Below are 16,626 nucleotides of genomic sequence, written 5' to 3' on the forward strand. Positions count from 1 at the left end.
GTTGAAGGTAATTTTAATTGTTCTTTTAATCAATTAACTTCATTAGAAGGTGCCCCAGAAATAGTTGAAGGTGATTTTTATTGTGATAATAATAAATTAACTTCATTGGAAGGTGCCCCAGAAAAGGTTGAAGGTTATTTTAATTGTTCTTATAATCAATTAACTTCATTGGAAGGTGCTCCAGAAATGGTTGAAGGTAGTTTTAATTGTTCTTATAATCAATTAACTTCATTGGAAGGTGCTCCAAAAATAGTTGAAGGTGTTTTTTATTGTTCTTATAATAAATTAACTTCATTAGAAGGTGCCCCAGAAAAGGTTGAAGGTGATTTTATTTGTTCTTATAATCAATTAACTTCATTGGAAGGTGCTCCAGAAAAGGTTGAAGGTGATTTTTATTGTGATAATAATAATTTAACCGAAAAAGATATAGAATGGTTAAAACAAAATTGCAAAATAAAAGGAAGAATTATTTTTAAATGAAATATTTAAAGACATATAATGAAGTTAGTTCTTATTTAAATCTTCACGGTGATGATGATTATGAAATAACACAAGTTAAAAGAGACAAAAACCACCATTATGCAAGAGTTGATGGTGTCCTATACGAATTGTCTGGTAGAAAAGATATAATAGTTGATATAGATTCTGTACATTATACGGAAGGAAACATGTTTTATTCAGACCAAATAGAAAGATACAAAGAATATATTGAGAATGGCGGTATTTTACAAACCTTCCCTGTAGAAGAAATTTCCAAATGTGATAATTTAGATGAAATGCTTTCATACTTAGACGATGAAAAAGAAGGATTTGATATTGTATGGCATTTGTTTAAAGACAAAAATCAAAAAATGTACGATTTATATTTTGAAAGAGGTGGTTATTGGAAAATAACCTGTGAACCAGAACTTTATGGATTTAGTGAAGAATATTTACCTGTTGGTAAAAATCCATTAAAAAGTATAAGAACAATTGAAGATTTGGAAAATATTTATCATAATTATGAAGATGAAGAACCAATAGAATCTGATTACGATAATAAGGATGAATATGAAATTGCTTACAATGAATGGAAAGACAAAATGAAAGTATATGATGAAGATATTCTTGATGGTATGAGAGAAATAATAAAATATTTTGAAGATGAAAAAGAATACCATCTTACAGATTTTAATCATAGGTTTGCAGCTTTAAAAGAGTTAGGTAAAAAATTAGTTTATGTTGAAGTGTTATGAAATATATAAATCATTTTGAAGATTTTAAAAAAATCTCCTACGGTAATAAAGATTTCGAATATGAAAAAATAATGATTATAATGTCCGATGACGAAATCGTTGATTATATAATTAAAAATTGTTCGGAATTTATCGAAAGACCTACTTTAATTTATAGAACAGTTAATGCAAAAGTAAATTTTTTAGGAGTGAGCCAATGAAAAGAGTTTCAAGAGATAATCCAAATTGGTATACTTTGATGATAGATAATTCTGAATATTGGAAAGATTATCCAAAAAGAGGAAAATCTTTTATATGTTATATTAGCAATGATAGAGATGAACCTAATTGGTATCAATATATTGTCATACCAGAAAATGGCTCTAAATGGGCAATAGCTCCAGAAGATGATATATATTCTTGTTTTGAAAGTACTATTGGTCATCCTGATGAATTTTTTAATATGATGAATCAAATGTCATTAAATTTAAAATTAGGTGGTATTAGTGACAATTCTTTTGATGAAATGAAAGAAGATATTAATAAATTACAAAAAACATTACACGAAAGATGGAAAAACTTCTTAGATTTTGAAGATTATTATGGTAATTATTTGGGATATAATACCAAGGATTTGTTTAGTAACTTTTTGTGGAAATTCTGGGAAAAAGATATGGTAAATCAAATAGAAATATTAATGGAACCAAAAAAGAATTATTTTGATTTATATGATTATAAAAATATAAAATATCAACCTTTTTTGTCAGAAACTTGGACCGATTCGCCATGTGTTTTTGTTAAATATAATGCTCATTTTGATATAATGAGTAAAATTAGTCAAAAAATTGGTAAAAAATTATACTTAAAATATTTTGAATCTATTTGGACAGAACGTAAATATAGAACTAAAAAACGTTTTATTAAAGCTAGTCAAAAAATGACTGTAGAAGAAGCTGTCGATTTTGTCATAAATAATTGTGAAGAATATTTAGAACATCCTGTGAAAATAATTAGAGGTTTAAGAACAAATGATGCAACTAATATATTTTATAGTAAACCTGTAAAAAGATGGTCTAGAGATAATTATAATTATTATAATTTAATTATGGATAATCATCCATCTTGGGCACAATATCCAAAAAGAAATAAATCATTTATTTGTTCACTTAATAAATTGCAAATGAGTAATATTGAATATTTTGTAATTCCAGAAGATGGCTCTACATGGGGTGTTGCACCTAAATCTGATATACTTCAATCTTTTAATGAAGGTATTAAAAAATATATAACTGATGGATACGATATTGATATGTTTTTTAATGATTTATCTTATATTTATTGTGATATACACCAACAAGAACTAAATGATACTAATTATAGAATTTTTAAAAATCAATTATTAAATTTTGATTTGAAAAAATTAAAAGATGAGTATGAAAAAATTAAAAAATCTGAATTTAAATATTTTAAATTTAAAAGATTAGAATATTTTTTTAATAAAAGTAACGACAATGTTTTTAAAAAAATTATTGATATAATAAATCCGAAAATAAATAATTTTAAGTTGTTAAGTTATAAAGAATTATATAATGATATGGAAAATCTATCCATTAATGAATGTTGGACTGATAGTCCTTGTTTATTCATTGAAAAAAGTAGTTTTCCAGAATTCCGTAAAATTTTAAAAAAGAAAACAAGTAAAAAATTTAATGGATTTTATTTAAAAAACAAATAATTATTTATGAAATATATAAAACAATATGAGAAATATAATAATGATAAGCTCAATGAATTAATCGTTAAATATTATAATGAATATTCAGAAGAAATGATTGATATTATAAATACATATTCAAAACCATCTGATGTAGAAGGAATAATGCAAAAATTGTCTTTTGTTATGGAATCACCTGGTGATGTCGAAACAATTGAAAAGGATGGAGAGATTGTTGCTTACTTTGTTGATATGAAAGAGGTAGATGCACAAACTATATTCTTTGATGTTAAAAATAAAAAATTCCGAATGAACTCATATAAAAATTTTATGGATAGTTTAGAAAATAAAAAAGACCTCAAATAAGGTCTTTTTTATTTAATTTTATACATATTAAAAATTAACAATAATTTAAATTTTGTATTTTATTCTTTAAATTTCTTAATAGTGTTTAAATTTTCTACTACTTTGTTTTCCTCATATACTTTATTAAAAACGTCATTTAATGTTTCTATTTCATCAACTTTCTTAATTTTAAGAGTTTCATTAACAATACATTTCAAACATGCTTCTTCTTTTTCTTCTTTGATAGAAACGCCATATTTTTCTTGCCATTCTTTTGAACCAAATGATTCTTTTGTTTCCAATTTTTTCTTAACATCTTTATAAATTTCATCTATTAAAGAAGCCATTAGTTTTCCATCTTCTTCCAATTTTTTCTTAGTTAATTTATCAAATAACATTCCTTTTAAAGCATCTTTAACTTTTTCTTTTGTACATTCTCCATCACAATTATCTAAAACATGATTAACAGCTTTATCGTATTCCTTTCTGCTTAAAATTTTTGCAATTTTACCAAGAAAACCTTCATTTAAAGATTCATTACATTTGATACAATCTGGTTTACCACATTCACATTTTTTAGATTCACCACATTCACATTCTTTTTTGCCACATTTTTCGCATTTTTCATTTTCGATTGCTTTTGGTTTACCACAACCACAATCTTTTTTCTTTTCAGTAATACCTTCATCTTCAATAGATTCTTCATATACTGTTTTTAACCAATCATTAAGTTTATCTTGTTCTCCAATTGATTTTCTAAAAAGGTCAGGATATTCTTTCATCATTTCAATTTTGAAATTTTCAAATGAACCTGCTTCATTTGCAATTATGTGTATATTGCTCATATGACCTTCATTTAAAAAAGATTTGTTTTTCTTTTCCTTTAATTTTGCGGCTTTTTCGGCTTGTTTTGCCATTTCTTCTTCTGACATTTCATATTCATCATCTTCCTCAAAAGGATGATCATCTGAATCTCTTTCAAATTGTTCTGAACGTTTCTTTTCTTCACGTTTCTTAATAGCTTCTTTATCAACTTTTAACTTTTTAATTTTGAATTTAATAGTATATTTATTTTTATCTTTATCTTTATCTTTACCTTCTTGATTTTTTGATAAATAAACCAATGATGGTTCAAAGTCTCTCTTTTTCAAAACACCCTCTGAAAAGTCATTCTTTAATTCATCATCATATTTACAGAACCAGTCATTATAAATAACTTCAAATTCTACAGATATTGGAAAACCTTCATCATCATATTCATATTTTGGTTTTTTAGCCACAAGAAACATATCATTAATGATATTTTCCACATCTTTCTTGAATAAACTAAGTGTGGTAACGCTTTTTTTTGCTTCACTTATAAAGTTTTCGTAATCAAATAAAAATTTCATTTTCTAACTTATTATTTTTTATAATAGTATATATATAAATTGAAAATCCATTTTTTTTTAATTAAAATAATAATTTTAATTTTTCCTTTATTTCTATATAATTATTTCCATATAATTCTTCCTTTTATTTTACAATTTTGTTTTAACCATTCTATATCTTTTTCGGTTAAATTATTATTATTATAACAATAAAAACCACCTTCAACTATTTCTGGAGCACCTTCCAATGAAGTTAATTTATTATTATCACAATAAAAATCACCTTCAACCTTTTCTGGAGCACCTTCCAATGAAGTTAATTTATTATTATCACAATAAAAATCACCTTCAACTATTTCTGGGGCACCTTCTAATGAAGTTAATTGATTAAAAGAACAATTAAAATTACCTTCAACCTTTTCTGGTGCACCTTCTAATAAAATTAATTGATTATAAGAACAATCAAAATTGCCTTCAACCATTTCTGGTGCACCTTCTAATGAAGTTAATTGATTATAAGAACAATCAAAATAACCTTCAACTTTTTCTGGGGTACCTTCTAATGAAGTTAATTGATTAAAAGAACAATTAAAATAACCTTCAACCTTTTCTGGGGCACCTTCTAATGAAGTTAATTGATTATAAGAACAATCAAAATCGCCTTCAACTATTTTTGGTGAACCTAATAGTGTGTTTTTTCCCCATTTAATAGAATCATTAAAATATTTTTTATATTCTTTATTATAATTATTTAACAACCAATATTTTATATCTTCATTTTCATTTAAAAATGTTTTTAGATCAACTTTTTTATCGAATTTATCCATGAATTGTTTTGATCTTAAATGAAGTTGGTATTTTTCTTTTGAATCTGTTTTAGAAATGAATATAAGTAATTCTCTTCCAGGTTTATGATATTTTTTATACCATTTAGAGGTTTTTTCTGTGGCTGTACACCATTCAGTTCCTTTACCAAGAATGCATGAATCTTCATATGTTCTAGGAATATATAAATTAAAATTTTTAAACTCCTTTACAAAAATTTTATCTTTTATCTCACTTCTGCTTAAAATTTCTTCACTTTCTTTAAAAGGTTCTATAGTTTTTGCTAATTCACCCAGAGAATCATATAAATTTATATCTCTTTTATTGAGAGGTAATTTATTTCTAACAGATTGTCTATTAAATATATCCAAATAGTCTTTTACTTTATAAAGGTCTTCTAATTTTAATTTATTTGATTTATAAAGGTTTAAAAGCCACTTACAATATTTACCGAAATAAAGATTTCCATCTATCCAAGATGTTGATCTGATGAAATAATTTCTTTAAATATTTTGTAATCAATGTTTTTATAATATTTATTATAAATTACATCTATGTTTTCTTTTCGAATGATTTTTTCTAATATGAAATTGTTATAATTTTTCATATTTTAATTTTTCCATTTATTTTTAAATAATTCATATATTTGTAAATGTTTCATATTTCATCTTTTAATTTTTTTTTCAAATATGTAATACAATCTATCATTCTTCAAAATTTTAAATATTTCAAATTTCTTTATGTATTACACATATTTAGTTTTTTTGTTTTATAGTAGTATATATAAAATAAATAAATTACTTTTTAAATTGTATAAAAATAAAATTAAAATAGTGTTTAAATAGAAATAATTTACATTTATACAACCGATTCTTATAAAAAAAGTGTTGGTACAAAATAGGTATGACAACGCAAGTTTCAGCAGACGTAAGAATCAATTAACAAGACAAGACATCAAATCCAGAAAAGTTAATCAAGTTATATGAATTAGACCTTCAAAAAGAAGGACACTTATTTAATCAACAAGTTAAAAAAATTATAGAACTAAAAAACGACAATATTGATATGCTAAAGAATTACATAGAATTGATAAATGATTACTTGATGCCAAGTACAACTGAAAAGAAAGAGTTTGCAGAAGTAATGACACCATTTACAATAATTGACGAAATGTTAGATTTATTAGATTAGAACGATTTTAAAAAATCCTGATTTAAAATGGTTCGGACCAACGGCTGGTCTCGGAAATTTTCAAGTCAAAATAGTAGAAAGATTGATAAAAGGTCTAAACCAATGGGAACCAGATGAAGAAAAAATATACAAACATATAATTGAGAATCAGATTTATTAGATGTTATTAACAATACAAATGTTTGTATAGATAAGGTGCATGAAATATTACCAAAAGTGACAAAAAGATGGAGATAAAACTTTTTGTTTTCATTCATATATAAATTCTTATGACAATACAACAATATTATAATACTATCAAGAAAAAGATAGAGGTCGGAGACTTTAAACGTCTCACAAGCAAAGATCCAAAACTAGCACCTTCAAAAGAGGAATGTTCTAAAAATGCTCATTTGGAAGCAATTCACTATCTTATGTATGAATTTATGAAAGATAGAAATGATAAAAGAATGTTCTTTGTATTTGACTATGTTTGTCAACCAAAAGGTGTTAATAAAGGTGATATTGATATTGACTTCACTAAATGGAAGATCGAAGACTTTCTTAAAGAAATAATGAAATTAAAAAATTAAAAGAATTTAAAATAATGACTAGAAAAGAATGTTTAATAGAAATTTTAAAAGATTTTGATAAATTAACATCATCAGAAATAACCGATAAATTTTATGAGTTATATCCTGATATAATTGAAGAAAAAAGACAATCTTATATTAATAAGAACGTAAATAAAACTGATAAACAATTATGGGATCAATTGAGAGCTGAATTGATTTCGTTCATGACCCAACATGATAAGTCAAATTCTTTTATTCAATTTAAAAATGATGGTAAGACATATTATAAATTGAATAAAAAGCCTGTTGAAGAAACAAATGAAAAGCCAGAATGGTTTAAAAATATTGTTGAAAAATTCTTTAAAGTTTTGGGCGATCCTAATATAAAAATAAATTATAATGCAAAAGATTATATTAGTATTAAAAAAGATAATATATTATTATATACATTTTATTGTCTAAAAAATAGTGTTAAAATTGAATTTTGGTATCAAAAAGATAATGTAAAAAAAACAAAAAATAGAAGAAATATTAAATAAAAACAATGTAAATTACAATATTAAAGATAAATCATTTGTTTATAAATTAGATGAAAGTTTTATAAATAAAAATATAAAATTAATAAAAGACATACATTCTATTAAAATAGATAATATAGACAAATTAGAAAATAAACAATTATTTAGAGAATTTTGGTCATTCTTTTTAAAAAGAATTGATGAATATTCAGATTTATTTTATACAAGAACAACCTCATGTGAGTATTGGATATCATCAAAATCAATAAAAATAGTACAATATAATGCAGCGGTTAGTGGTAAATATGCAAAAATAAATTTATGGTTTAATGGAAATAAAAACGATAACAAAAAATTATATGATTATTTATTCGAAAATAAAAATGATATTGAAAAATCATTTGGTAATACTCTAACTTGGAGAAGAATGGATGATAAAAATACATGCGAAATAAAATATCAAATAGATAATGTTAATATTTATGACAAATCTCAATGGAATAATATACTAGAATTTTTTATTAAATATACAGAAAAATTTAGAAAATCTATTGACCCATTTTTATTTAAATATTTTAACAAAACACCAGTAGAAACTATAATAGAACAACCAGACACAACCATAATAGTTCCAAAAGAAAAGCAAAACATGAGATTTTTAGATGCTGCTATAAAAATATTATTAGATAATGGAAATAAACCTATGTCTGCTAATGATATATGGAAAGAGATTTCAAAACAAAAATTGGTTGAAACAAATGGTAAAACACCTTGGGCATCATTAAATACTATCATATTATATGGTTGTATTAATTCTCCAATAAATCCAGAACAATTAAAAAAAGAACCAGAAAAAAATAAAAATATTTTTGATATTGTTGGAAATAAACCATATACTTTTAAATTAAATGATAATTATTTAGATAAAAATCAAACCGAACAACCACAAAGCGAACAACCACAAAGCGAACAACCACAAAGCGAACAACCACAACCAGCCACAACCATAATAGTTCCAAAAGAAAGGCAAATTGTATATCAAATGACTAGTGAGGAATTAGAATGGAAATGTCTTACGATATATAAAGATGATGATCATTTGAATTATGAATTATCAGAATGTCTAGAATATACCTATGTATTCGATGATAACACTAAATTAAAAATAGGCAGAACATCACAAGAAAATCCAGTTAGAAGATTAGATACAATGAAAACAGCAAATCCAACAATACATATTGATATAGTATTTCCTTCTTCTCAATATTCAGAAAAAGAATTACATAAAAGATTTGATGATTCAAGAATGGTTGATAACAGAGAATGGTTTCATAAAACAAAATCACTCTCAAAATTCATTGATGAACATAAAAAGAAAAATGAAATAATTTTAGATTTTTATTATAGACAGAAAGAGATAAAAGAAAAAGAAAAGATTATATTGAATTGGTAATGTTTATAGGTGAAATGTTTGAATCAAAAAAAATCTGGCGAAATTTATATAATTAGTGAGTATATTGAAAAAATAATTAAGGAAAAATAAAGAATAGTTAAATTTTTATACACCCTTTTACCATTTCCAAAATTTGATTGTGATACTTGCATCTTACGTGATAAATGTGATGAAAACTTTTTAAACACAGAATCAAATTAGCAAGAAGAACTAATTATAGAAGCTAAAAAACTATATCAACTAATAAGAGAACAAAAATTAAAAAGGATTTTGGAATGTTTATAGGTGAAATGTTTGAATCAAAAAAAATCTGGCGAAATTTATATAATGATTTATAAATTAGATTCTTATTATCTTTTTGTAAAAAATAACGGTGGAAAACAAATTAAAAAACTGTTAGAGAATGAATGCTAAATTAGAAAAATTGTTATCACAGATAAATGAAAACATGTTGATAAACTATGGTAAAATTAGGTCTATTTCAATGATTAGTGAAAAAGGGTTTGATTCAAAATTATTAATTACAGACTTTGATAATAATACAAAAACATATACCGAAGATGAATTAATAAAAGAATTGGAAACATATTAGAACTTAGAGAAAAGAAATTAAAAAGATTATTATAGATTAATTTAACTTATTAATCGTATTCTTTCATTGCTCTCTTATAGTAAAGAAACTTTTCAGGATATTTATAAGCCACAATAGTTCTTGCAAAATCTAATTTCTTTTCTTCCAAATATTTTTATCAAACAATTCATTTTTTCATTTATATAATATGTAAAAGTATGGGAATATTTGATTTGATTTTCGGAGTTAAATGTGACACAGAATTTTATATATGTAATAATATATTTGGTTAATATGTTTATAGGCGAATTATTTAAATCAAAAGAAAGTGACAAAATTTATAAAATTGTTTATAAACTTGACTCTTATTATCTTTTTGCATTAAATGATGAAGTAAAACAAGATGAAAGATTTACTCAATATATTATTAAAGAAAATGGAGAAAAAGTAAATTTGGATGATTTAGGTATAAAGGAATATATTATATTTTATGTAGAAGACAATTATGAAAAAATCAAAGAATTAAAAAAATATACTACCTCTATTAATAGTAGAGAAAAGAAATTGGAAAGATTGATAAACAAATAAATAAAAACAAATGAAAAACTTCTTTAAAAAGTATTAAACCGTAAAATATAACCTCATTCAGTAAAAGTTTATGAAGGTTGTACAAAGTCTTATGGTACTGAATACCATCCTTCTTGTGACTGCGATCATACATTTACTTTATGGTTTGCACAAGAATGGTGTACTATTGTAGGATGACTTTTCTAATTGAAATATCGAAGGTTTTCTTAAAGAGATAATGAAATTAAAAGATTAGATATGAAAACTATAATAGATAAGATAAAATCGACAATAAATAATGAAAATCAAAAAGATATAAATGATTTTTATGAATTAAAAAATTTATATTAGAAAATAGAACAGAAAAAGAAAAACATTTTAAACTATGTTAACCTCTCCATTATTTTGGGTGTTTATAGCACCTATAATTATAAATGTTGTAATCATTACAATAAGATTTTTATTAGCAAGGGAAAAATTTCCTAAATGGTCAGAAATATCTGATCATTTTCTTTCGATAGCATTATATTTCTTATTGTTTGTAACACCACCATACTCAATATTAACATCAATCGCAAATTGTGTTGGTTTGATTAGAGATGTTTCAGGAATGAATGACGAAGAAGATTGATTTTCAATAACATAAATCTCTATTTTATATAATGATATATACTATAATTGTATGATTGAAACCATTGATAGACTAAGTAAAAAATATCCTGATGTTAATATATCAGCGACTATAGCAGCAGATATTTTTATTTATTTGACTTTTAAAAATGGTAAAGTAATAAGTTTTAGTATAAAAAATAAACCATTTGAAGAACAAATAGAAGAAAAAATATTAGGTTATAAAAGATTAATTCGCATTAAAAAACTTGAAAGAATATGTTAGACAGAATATTAAATGAAAGTGCTTATTTAACAAAATTCAAATGAAAATTATAGAAACAAAAATAATTGATAATTTAGATTCTTCTGAATAGATTAATATAAATAATCCAATTAGTTATTCTTTGGTTGAGGTTGAAGGTATGAAATACAAACAATACAAAAGAATAATAATTGATGAATATGATATATATGGTAATAAAGTATATCATCCAAAATGGAGAGGTTGTATAAATTCAGGAGAATTTGTGGCTATTATTATAAGTGATTATGATATATTGGAACAAAAATATAAAAAATCATTGAGAAAATTTAAATTATAAAGGATTGTCAATCATTCTGTAAAAAAAGAAAACGAGAAAGGATTTGTAAATGAGTAGATATACAGATTAAGTTTGGAATGTAAGAAGACAATCAATTAATAACTTTCTATAAAAGACTTTGCCAGTTGAAACCAAGGTGTAAACCTTTTAATTTTGCAATGTTTTTCTAATGGAGTGTAAAGAATAGCATTAGAATTTTGCGGTGTAAACCCTTTAATTTTTGTAATGTTTTCCTAATATGAGGATGAATTTGACATCATCATAGATTTATCATAATTTCTTTATATAAGATCTATTATGAATTGCATGCTTATACTATTAATTCTGTTTCCTAATTCAATTATTAATTATAAAAATTCATTAATGTTTGTTTTTAACAAGTAATGTTTATACCATTACAATAATTTTATTTAATAATTTTATTTAATTTCTTACTTCTTTGTCTTTGAATAAAACCTTTGTCAGTGAAATTGTATATAAATTCTTCAACCGTTGGTAATTTGTCCAATGGATATGAATCAATCATTTTAACTGCATAATATCCATCTTTATCCATATCATTATAAAACCTTTGTGTTTTATTTAATTTGTTTTTCTGAAATCCTTCATACACTTCAAATGTATTCTTTGAAAAGTCTATGATATATGCCCATTCACAAAATAATGAATCATAGGCAAAATCACTACTATCTATTAAACCAAGTTTAGTATCCTCTTTAACATTCTCATAAATATAGTTTAATATATCAGCACCATGGTCTCTACTTAATTGTGGATATTTATCTAAGGTTGCGTTTTCATCTATATCACCTTCTTTATAAAAGAAACAGTTTTCAATTTTCTTTTGAAACTCTTCTAAATTATTTTTTAATAAAAATTTTAAAGCGATAGAACCTTGACCTTCAGGATAACCATCCCATTGACCATATTGTGCAACTTTGGTTTCACCTTCCTTATTGATTACTATTGTTAAATTTCTTGTTCCCATAAAAAAATTAAATATTATTTAAACTTTTCCAATCAAATTTACTAAAATATCATAGTGAATTTATTTTATTCACATTTCAAAAAATAACCATAATATTTGATGATAAGTAAAATTGCACACCTTGGTGATTATCACATACATAATCAAAAATGGCATGATAGATATGAATTAGGAAATCAATTTATTTACAAAACACTTGAAAAACAATCACCAGACAGAATTGTCATTGTTGGTGACTTGTTTGAAAACTTTATCCAAATTTCGAATGAAGCTAAAACATTTGCTGGTAGATTTCTAAACAAACTTTCAGAAATCGCACCTGTTATAATTGTTCCTGGTAATCATGATATTAGGAAAAAAGACCTTAAAAGAAAGAATTCTGTTCAAACAGTTATTGAACTTATAAATAATCCAAAAGTTACATATTACGATAAGTCTGGTTTTTATGATGATGATAATGTAGTTTGGGTTAATCATTCTCATTTAGAGAAGGATATAAATCCTTGGAATGATATTCCTCATAAAAAATCTAAAAATAAAATATACATTGATCTTTGGCATGATCCTGTAAACGGTTGTTTTTCTGATAATGGTTTTCAAATGACATCCAAATCATATAGAAACATATCTGATTTTAAAGGTGATTTTGGTTTCTTTGCTGATATTCATAAATTTCAATATCTTAATGATAAAAAAACAATAGCATATTGTTCTTCAACATTTCAACAAACAATGGGTGAAGATGTTGAAAAACATGGTTTTATCATTTGGGATATTGTGAACAAAACATCAGAATTTATTATAGTGCCTGATGAATATAAACTTATAACATTCAGAACAACTGAAAATTATGATTATGATAACATAGATTTTAGTCATCCTTTAGCTTCAAACAAATCAGAATTTAGAATTATTTGGAGAGATTATTCTGCTAATATAAATAATGAAAATGAAGAAAAATTAAAAAAGTATATTTCATCTAGATGGAATGATAATATAAAATTTGAAAAAGAGAGAATTTATACAAATTTAAATTCTGTTCAAAAATTAACAGAATCTATAAATATTAATGATAAGCAAGTTCAACAGGATATATTTAGAGAATATTTGATTGCTAATAAATATAATGATGATTTTATTGAAGAAATATTGAAAATTGATAATATTATTAATGAAAGATTAGAAATAACAAAAACAATAAATAATGTTGAATGGTCTATTAATAAAATATGGGTTAATAATTTTAAATCATATGATCATTTTGAACTTGATTGGTCAAATGTAAAAGGTATTATACAGATTGGTGGTGAAAATCAACAAGGCAAAACAACATTATTAGATGCTATAACTTATATAACACATGGTACTACATTAGCTACTAACAAACTAGGTGGTGCTCAAAGAGAAAAAAATGCAGACAATCGTTATATTAATAATAAAAGAAATTTAGATTTTTGTGAAGGTGGAATGGTAATTGATATAAATGGTGATCTTTATACATTATTTCGTAGAACTGAAAGAAAATTGTCAAAAGATAAGAAAACAATATCTTCTTGTTCAACAATTTTAGAATATTATGAAGGTCCTATTATTAGTGAAGATAAAAAATTAATAGGTGAAAGAAAAATTGAAACACAACAAAAAATAGATTCTATTATTGGTAATTTTGAAGATTTTGTTAGAATGACTTTAACAAATTCGGAAAATTTAAATTATTTAATATCATTAGATAGAGCAACTTTTATAGATTCTATTATTAGAGATGCTGGTTATGATATTTTTGAAAAAAAATTAGAAGAATTTAAAGAATATAAAAAACAAATAAATATAGAAAGAATTGATATAAATTTAAATGAATCTGAAGAAGAATTAAAAAATTTAAAAAATTTATTACAGGATTATAAAAAAGAACATGATGACTTTAAGAAAAAAATTTCAGATATTGATGAAAGAATAAAAGTTGTAAGTTCTGATAGAGATAATGAAATCAAAAAATTAAACAAGATTGATGACGAAATTGCTAATATTGATATAGAAAGTGCTAAAAATAAAATTGAAGAATACAATAAAGCGATTGAAAACAATATATCACAACAAAAAATAAATAACGATAAGCAAAAAAATCTTAAAAAAGAGTATGATAAAGATAAATATGAAAGTCTTATTAAAGATATTAAAAAAATTGAAGATGATATATTAAATTTAAAACTTAAAATTTCTCAAGAAGAAACTAAGATTGAGAAGGAAAAAAGTAATATAGTTAGAATTGATGACAAAATAAAATCTTTGAAACAGAAAGAAATTGATTCACAAAAAGCAAAACTTATTGTTATTAACAATGATATTGAAAAAATTTCAAATGAATTAAATATCGCTATTGAAAGTAAAAAGCGTGATATTAAGGATCAACAAAAAACACAAGATTTTAAAATCAAAACTCTTTCAACAGAAATCAAAAATATAAAGGAGAAAGGTCTTAGTCTTAAAGAACAAATAAAATTGTTAGAAGAATCAGAAAATTGTCCTACTTGTGGTGCTTTACCAGAACACCAAAAACATAAAACCGATAAGATTGCTGAATTAAAAAAAGAAATTCAGAATTTATTGGATAAAGGCATGGATGTACAAACAAAACTTAATGATGCAAAAACAAATGCCGAAAAAATTCAAAAGAAACTTGATGATTTAGAAGCAGGTATTTATCCAAAAGATATTAAAGATATTGAAAAGAATATAAAAGATAAATTAGAAAAAAAGAAAGCTGAAATAGATCAAATCAATAATATTTGTGAAGAAATAAAAAGCAATAATTTTGAAAATGTTCCTGAATTGAAATCAAATATTGAAATGGGTCTTAAAATTAGGACAACATCCGAAATATCAATTAAAACAAGTGAAGAAACTATTAAATCTTTGAAACAAAATATTAAAGATAAAGAAACGAAAAAGTTTAATGTTCAAGATGAAATATCTAAAATTGAAAAAATTAAAGAAGAAGTAAAAACTTATGAAACTTTAGTTCAAGAAAATAAAGAATTGGTATTAAAAATAGAAAATATTAAACTTACTATAGAGAACGCTAAAACAAAAATTGATAAGTATTATGAACAACTTAAATATATTGATGAAAATAAAGTTATAGAAATTGCTATAAATGAATTTGATGAAAAATTATCAGCATTAAATACAGAGAAAACTGAGTACACAGAAAGATTGGCTGATGTTATGAAAGAAGCAGCAGTAACAAAACAAACTATTCAAGATATTCAGAACAGAATTAAAAAGTATCAAGAACAAGTTAAGAGAGATGAGATATTAAAAGAATATATGAAATGTGTACACCGTGATGGTATACCAACTTTCTTATTACAAAAATCTAAGGATCTTATCAATATTGAATTAGATGATATGCTTAGTAATGTTGATTTTTCAGTATTTTTTGATGAATTCTTGAATTTAAAGATGTATATGAAAAATTCGCCTTGGGCTATACAAAACTTACTAGAAAGTTCTGGTTCTGAACGTTCCTTTGGTGCGGTTGCATTGAAAATGGCGTTACGAACAATAAACAATAAATCAAAACCAAATCTTTTAATGTTGGATGAAGTTATGATGAAACTCAAAAATCATATGGTTGATAAGTTTAATGATATGTTGTTGGATATGAAGAAAAAGATTGATAAGATTCTTATTATTGAGCACGTTCATACTGTACCTTTTGATGTTTTGATTGAAGTTCAAAAATCAAAAGATGGTATCAGTTCATTAACAATTAATTAAAAATAAATAAATTAAAAAGAATTGTGTCTGATACATTTAATAGATATTTCAATAAATATAATATAGAGTATAAAAAATAATCAAGAAAATGGAAATACACAAAATAGATATTGATTCTGTAAATGAATCTACATATTATGATACACATCAAACTATAGCAAGAAGAATTATAACTAGAATAATTAGAGCTAATAATGAGGTATCTATCAAAAATGGTAAATTATGTAATAACATACTTGTGTAAATTTTCTTATATTTGAGTACTTATATGATTCTCCTGGGTTTTATATAACATCACCAAGTAGTAGTAATCATATTGGTT

General features: G+C 23.9%; 18 protein-coding genes. 14 read left to right on the forward strand and 4 right to left on the reverse strand.

Going from position 1 to position 16,626, the window contains the following annotated elements; all coding sequences use genetic code 11:
- The 5 genes from HPY57_15885 to HPY57_15905 form a co-directional block, all read left to right on the forward strand.
- Positions 1-480 (forward strand): hypothetical protein (locus tag HPY57_15885; protein NPV13240.1); only part of this gene is annotated, 480 nt, incomplete at its 5' end.
- Positions 477-1,235: a hypothetical protein gene (locus tag HPY57_15890; GenBank protein ID NPV13241.1), complete on the forward strand. Its 759-nt coding sequence runs from the start codon at positions 477-479 to the stop codon at positions 1,233-1,235. The genes HPY57_15885 and HPY57_15890, both read left to right, overlap by 4 nt.
- Positions 1,232-1,435, forward strand: coding sequence for a hypothetical protein (locus HPY57_15895; GenBank protein ID NPV13242.1), 204 nt, complete (start codon positions 1,232-1,234; stop codon positions 1,433-1,435). The genes HPY57_15890 and HPY57_15895 overlap by 4 nt, the downstream gene beginning before the upstream one ends.
- The gene (locus HPY57_15900; GenBank protein ID NPV13243.1) at positions 1,432-2,949 is read left to right on the forward strand and encodes a hypothetical protein; all 1,518 of its coding nucleotides are present in this window, start codon (positions 1,432-1,434) and stop codon (positions 2,947-2,949) included. Before HPY57_15895 ends, HPY57_15900 begins: the two co-directional genes overlap by 4 nt.
- A 6-nt stretch (positions 2,950-2,955) precedes the next feature.
- Positions 2,956-3,294: a hypothetical protein gene (locus HPY57_15905; GenBank protein NPV13244.1), complete on the forward strand. Its 339-nt coding sequence runs from the start codon at positions 2,956-2,958 to the stop codon at positions 3,292-3,294.
- Between the two features lie 59 nt (positions 3,295-3,353).
- Here the strand turns inward: HPY57_15905 and HPY57_15910 are convergent, their stop codons facing one another.
- The 3 genes from HPY57_15910 to HPY57_15920 all read right to left on the reverse strand — a co-directional run bounded on the left by HPY57_15910 (position 3,354) and on the right by HPY57_15920 (position 6,075).
- Positions 3,354-4,664: a hypothetical protein gene (locus HPY57_15910; GenBank protein ID NPV13245.1), complete on the reverse strand. Its 1,311-nt coding sequence runs from the start codon at positions 4,662-4,664 to the stop codon at positions 3,354-3,356.
- Between the two features lie 101 nt (positions 4,665-4,765).
- Entirely contained in the window at positions 4,766-5,353 is a 588-nt protein-coding gene (locus HPY57_15915) for a hypothetical protein (GenBank protein NPV13246.1), read from the reverse strand.
- A gap of 584 nt (positions 5,354-5,937) precedes the next feature.
- Positions 5,938-6,075: a hypothetical protein gene (locus HPY57_15920; GenBank protein NPV13247.1), complete on the reverse strand. Its 138-nt coding sequence runs from the start codon at positions 6,073-6,075 to the stop codon at positions 5,938-5,940.
- 853 nt (positions 6,076-6,928) lie between these two features.
- On the opposite strand from HPY57_15920, the gene HPY57_15925 reads away from it, so the two are divergent.
- The 8 genes from HPY57_15925 (at position 6,929) to HPY57_15960 (ending at position 11,536) form a co-directional block, all read left to right on the forward strand.
- On the forward strand, positions 6,929-7,231 hold the full coding sequence (locus HPY57_15925) for a hypothetical protein (GenBank protein NPV13248.1): 303 nt from the start codon (positions 6,929-6,931) through the stop codon (positions 7,229-7,231).
- 14 nt (positions 7,232-7,245) lie between these two features.
- Entirely contained in the window at positions 7,246-7,752 is a 507-nt protein-coding gene (locus HPY57_15930; protein ID NPV13249.1) for a hypothetical protein, read from the forward strand.
- Positions 7,753-8,158: 406 nt separating this feature from the next.
- A complete protein-coding gene (locus HPY57_15935) occupies positions 8,159-9,184 on the forward strand; it encodes a hypothetical protein (GenBank protein NPV13250.1) in 1,026 nt (341 codons plus the stop codon).
- Positions 9,185-9,587: 403 nt separating this feature from the next.
- On the forward strand, positions 9,588-9,776 hold the full coding sequence (locus tag HPY57_15940; GenBank protein NPV13251.1) for a hypothetical protein: 189 nt from the start codon (positions 9,588-9,590) through the stop codon (positions 9,774-9,776).
- Positions 9,777-10,007: 231 nt separating this feature from the next.
- Positions 10,008-10,343 carry a hypothetical protein gene (locus tag HPY57_15945; protein ID NPV13252.1) on the forward strand — a complete coding sequence of 112 codons (336 nt, stop codon included), beginning with the start codon at positions 10,008-10,010 and terminating at the stop codon, positions 10,341-10,343.
- Positions 10,344-10,707: 364 nt separating this feature from the next.
- Complete coding sequence (locus HPY57_15950) at positions 10,708-10,953, forward strand: hypothetical protein (protein ID NPV13253.1); 246 nt, start codon at positions 10,708-10,710, stop codon at positions 10,951-10,953.
- Positions 10,954-11,004: 51 nt separating this feature from the next.
- Positions 11,005-11,217 (forward strand): hypothetical protein, encoded by a 213-nt coding sequence (locus tag HPY57_15955; protein ID NPV13254.1) that lies wholly within the window; start codon positions 11,005-11,007, stop codon positions 11,215-11,217.
- A 139-nt stretch (positions 11,218-11,356) separates the two neighbouring features.
- On the forward strand, positions 11,357-11,536 hold the full coding sequence (locus HPY57_15960; protein ID NPV13255.1) for a hypothetical protein: 180 nt from the start codon (positions 11,357-11,359) through the stop codon (positions 11,534-11,536).
- A gap of 406 nt (positions 11,537-11,942) precedes the next feature.
- On the opposite strand, the gene HPY57_15965 is transcribed toward HPY57_15960, so the two are convergent.
- On the reverse strand, positions 11,943-12,524 hold the full coding sequence (locus HPY57_15965; protein ID NPV13256.1) for a hypothetical protein: 582 nt from the start codon (positions 12,522-12,524) through the stop codon (positions 11,943-11,945).
- Between the two features lie 99 nt (positions 12,525-12,623).
- Here HPY57_15965 and HPY57_15970 point away from each other — a divergent pair, with 99 nt between their 5' ends.
- A complete protein-coding gene (locus HPY57_15970; GenBank protein NPV13257.1) occupies positions 12,624-16,304 on the forward strand; it encodes an AAA family ATPase in 3,681 nt (1,226 codons plus the stop codon).
- Positions 16,305-16,626 lie beyond the last annotated feature (322 nt).

Source organism: Ignavibacteria bacterium (genome assembly GCA_013177855.1).
Classification (GTDB): domain Bacteria; phylum Bacteroidota; class Ignavibacteria; order Ch128b; family Ch128b; genus Ch128b.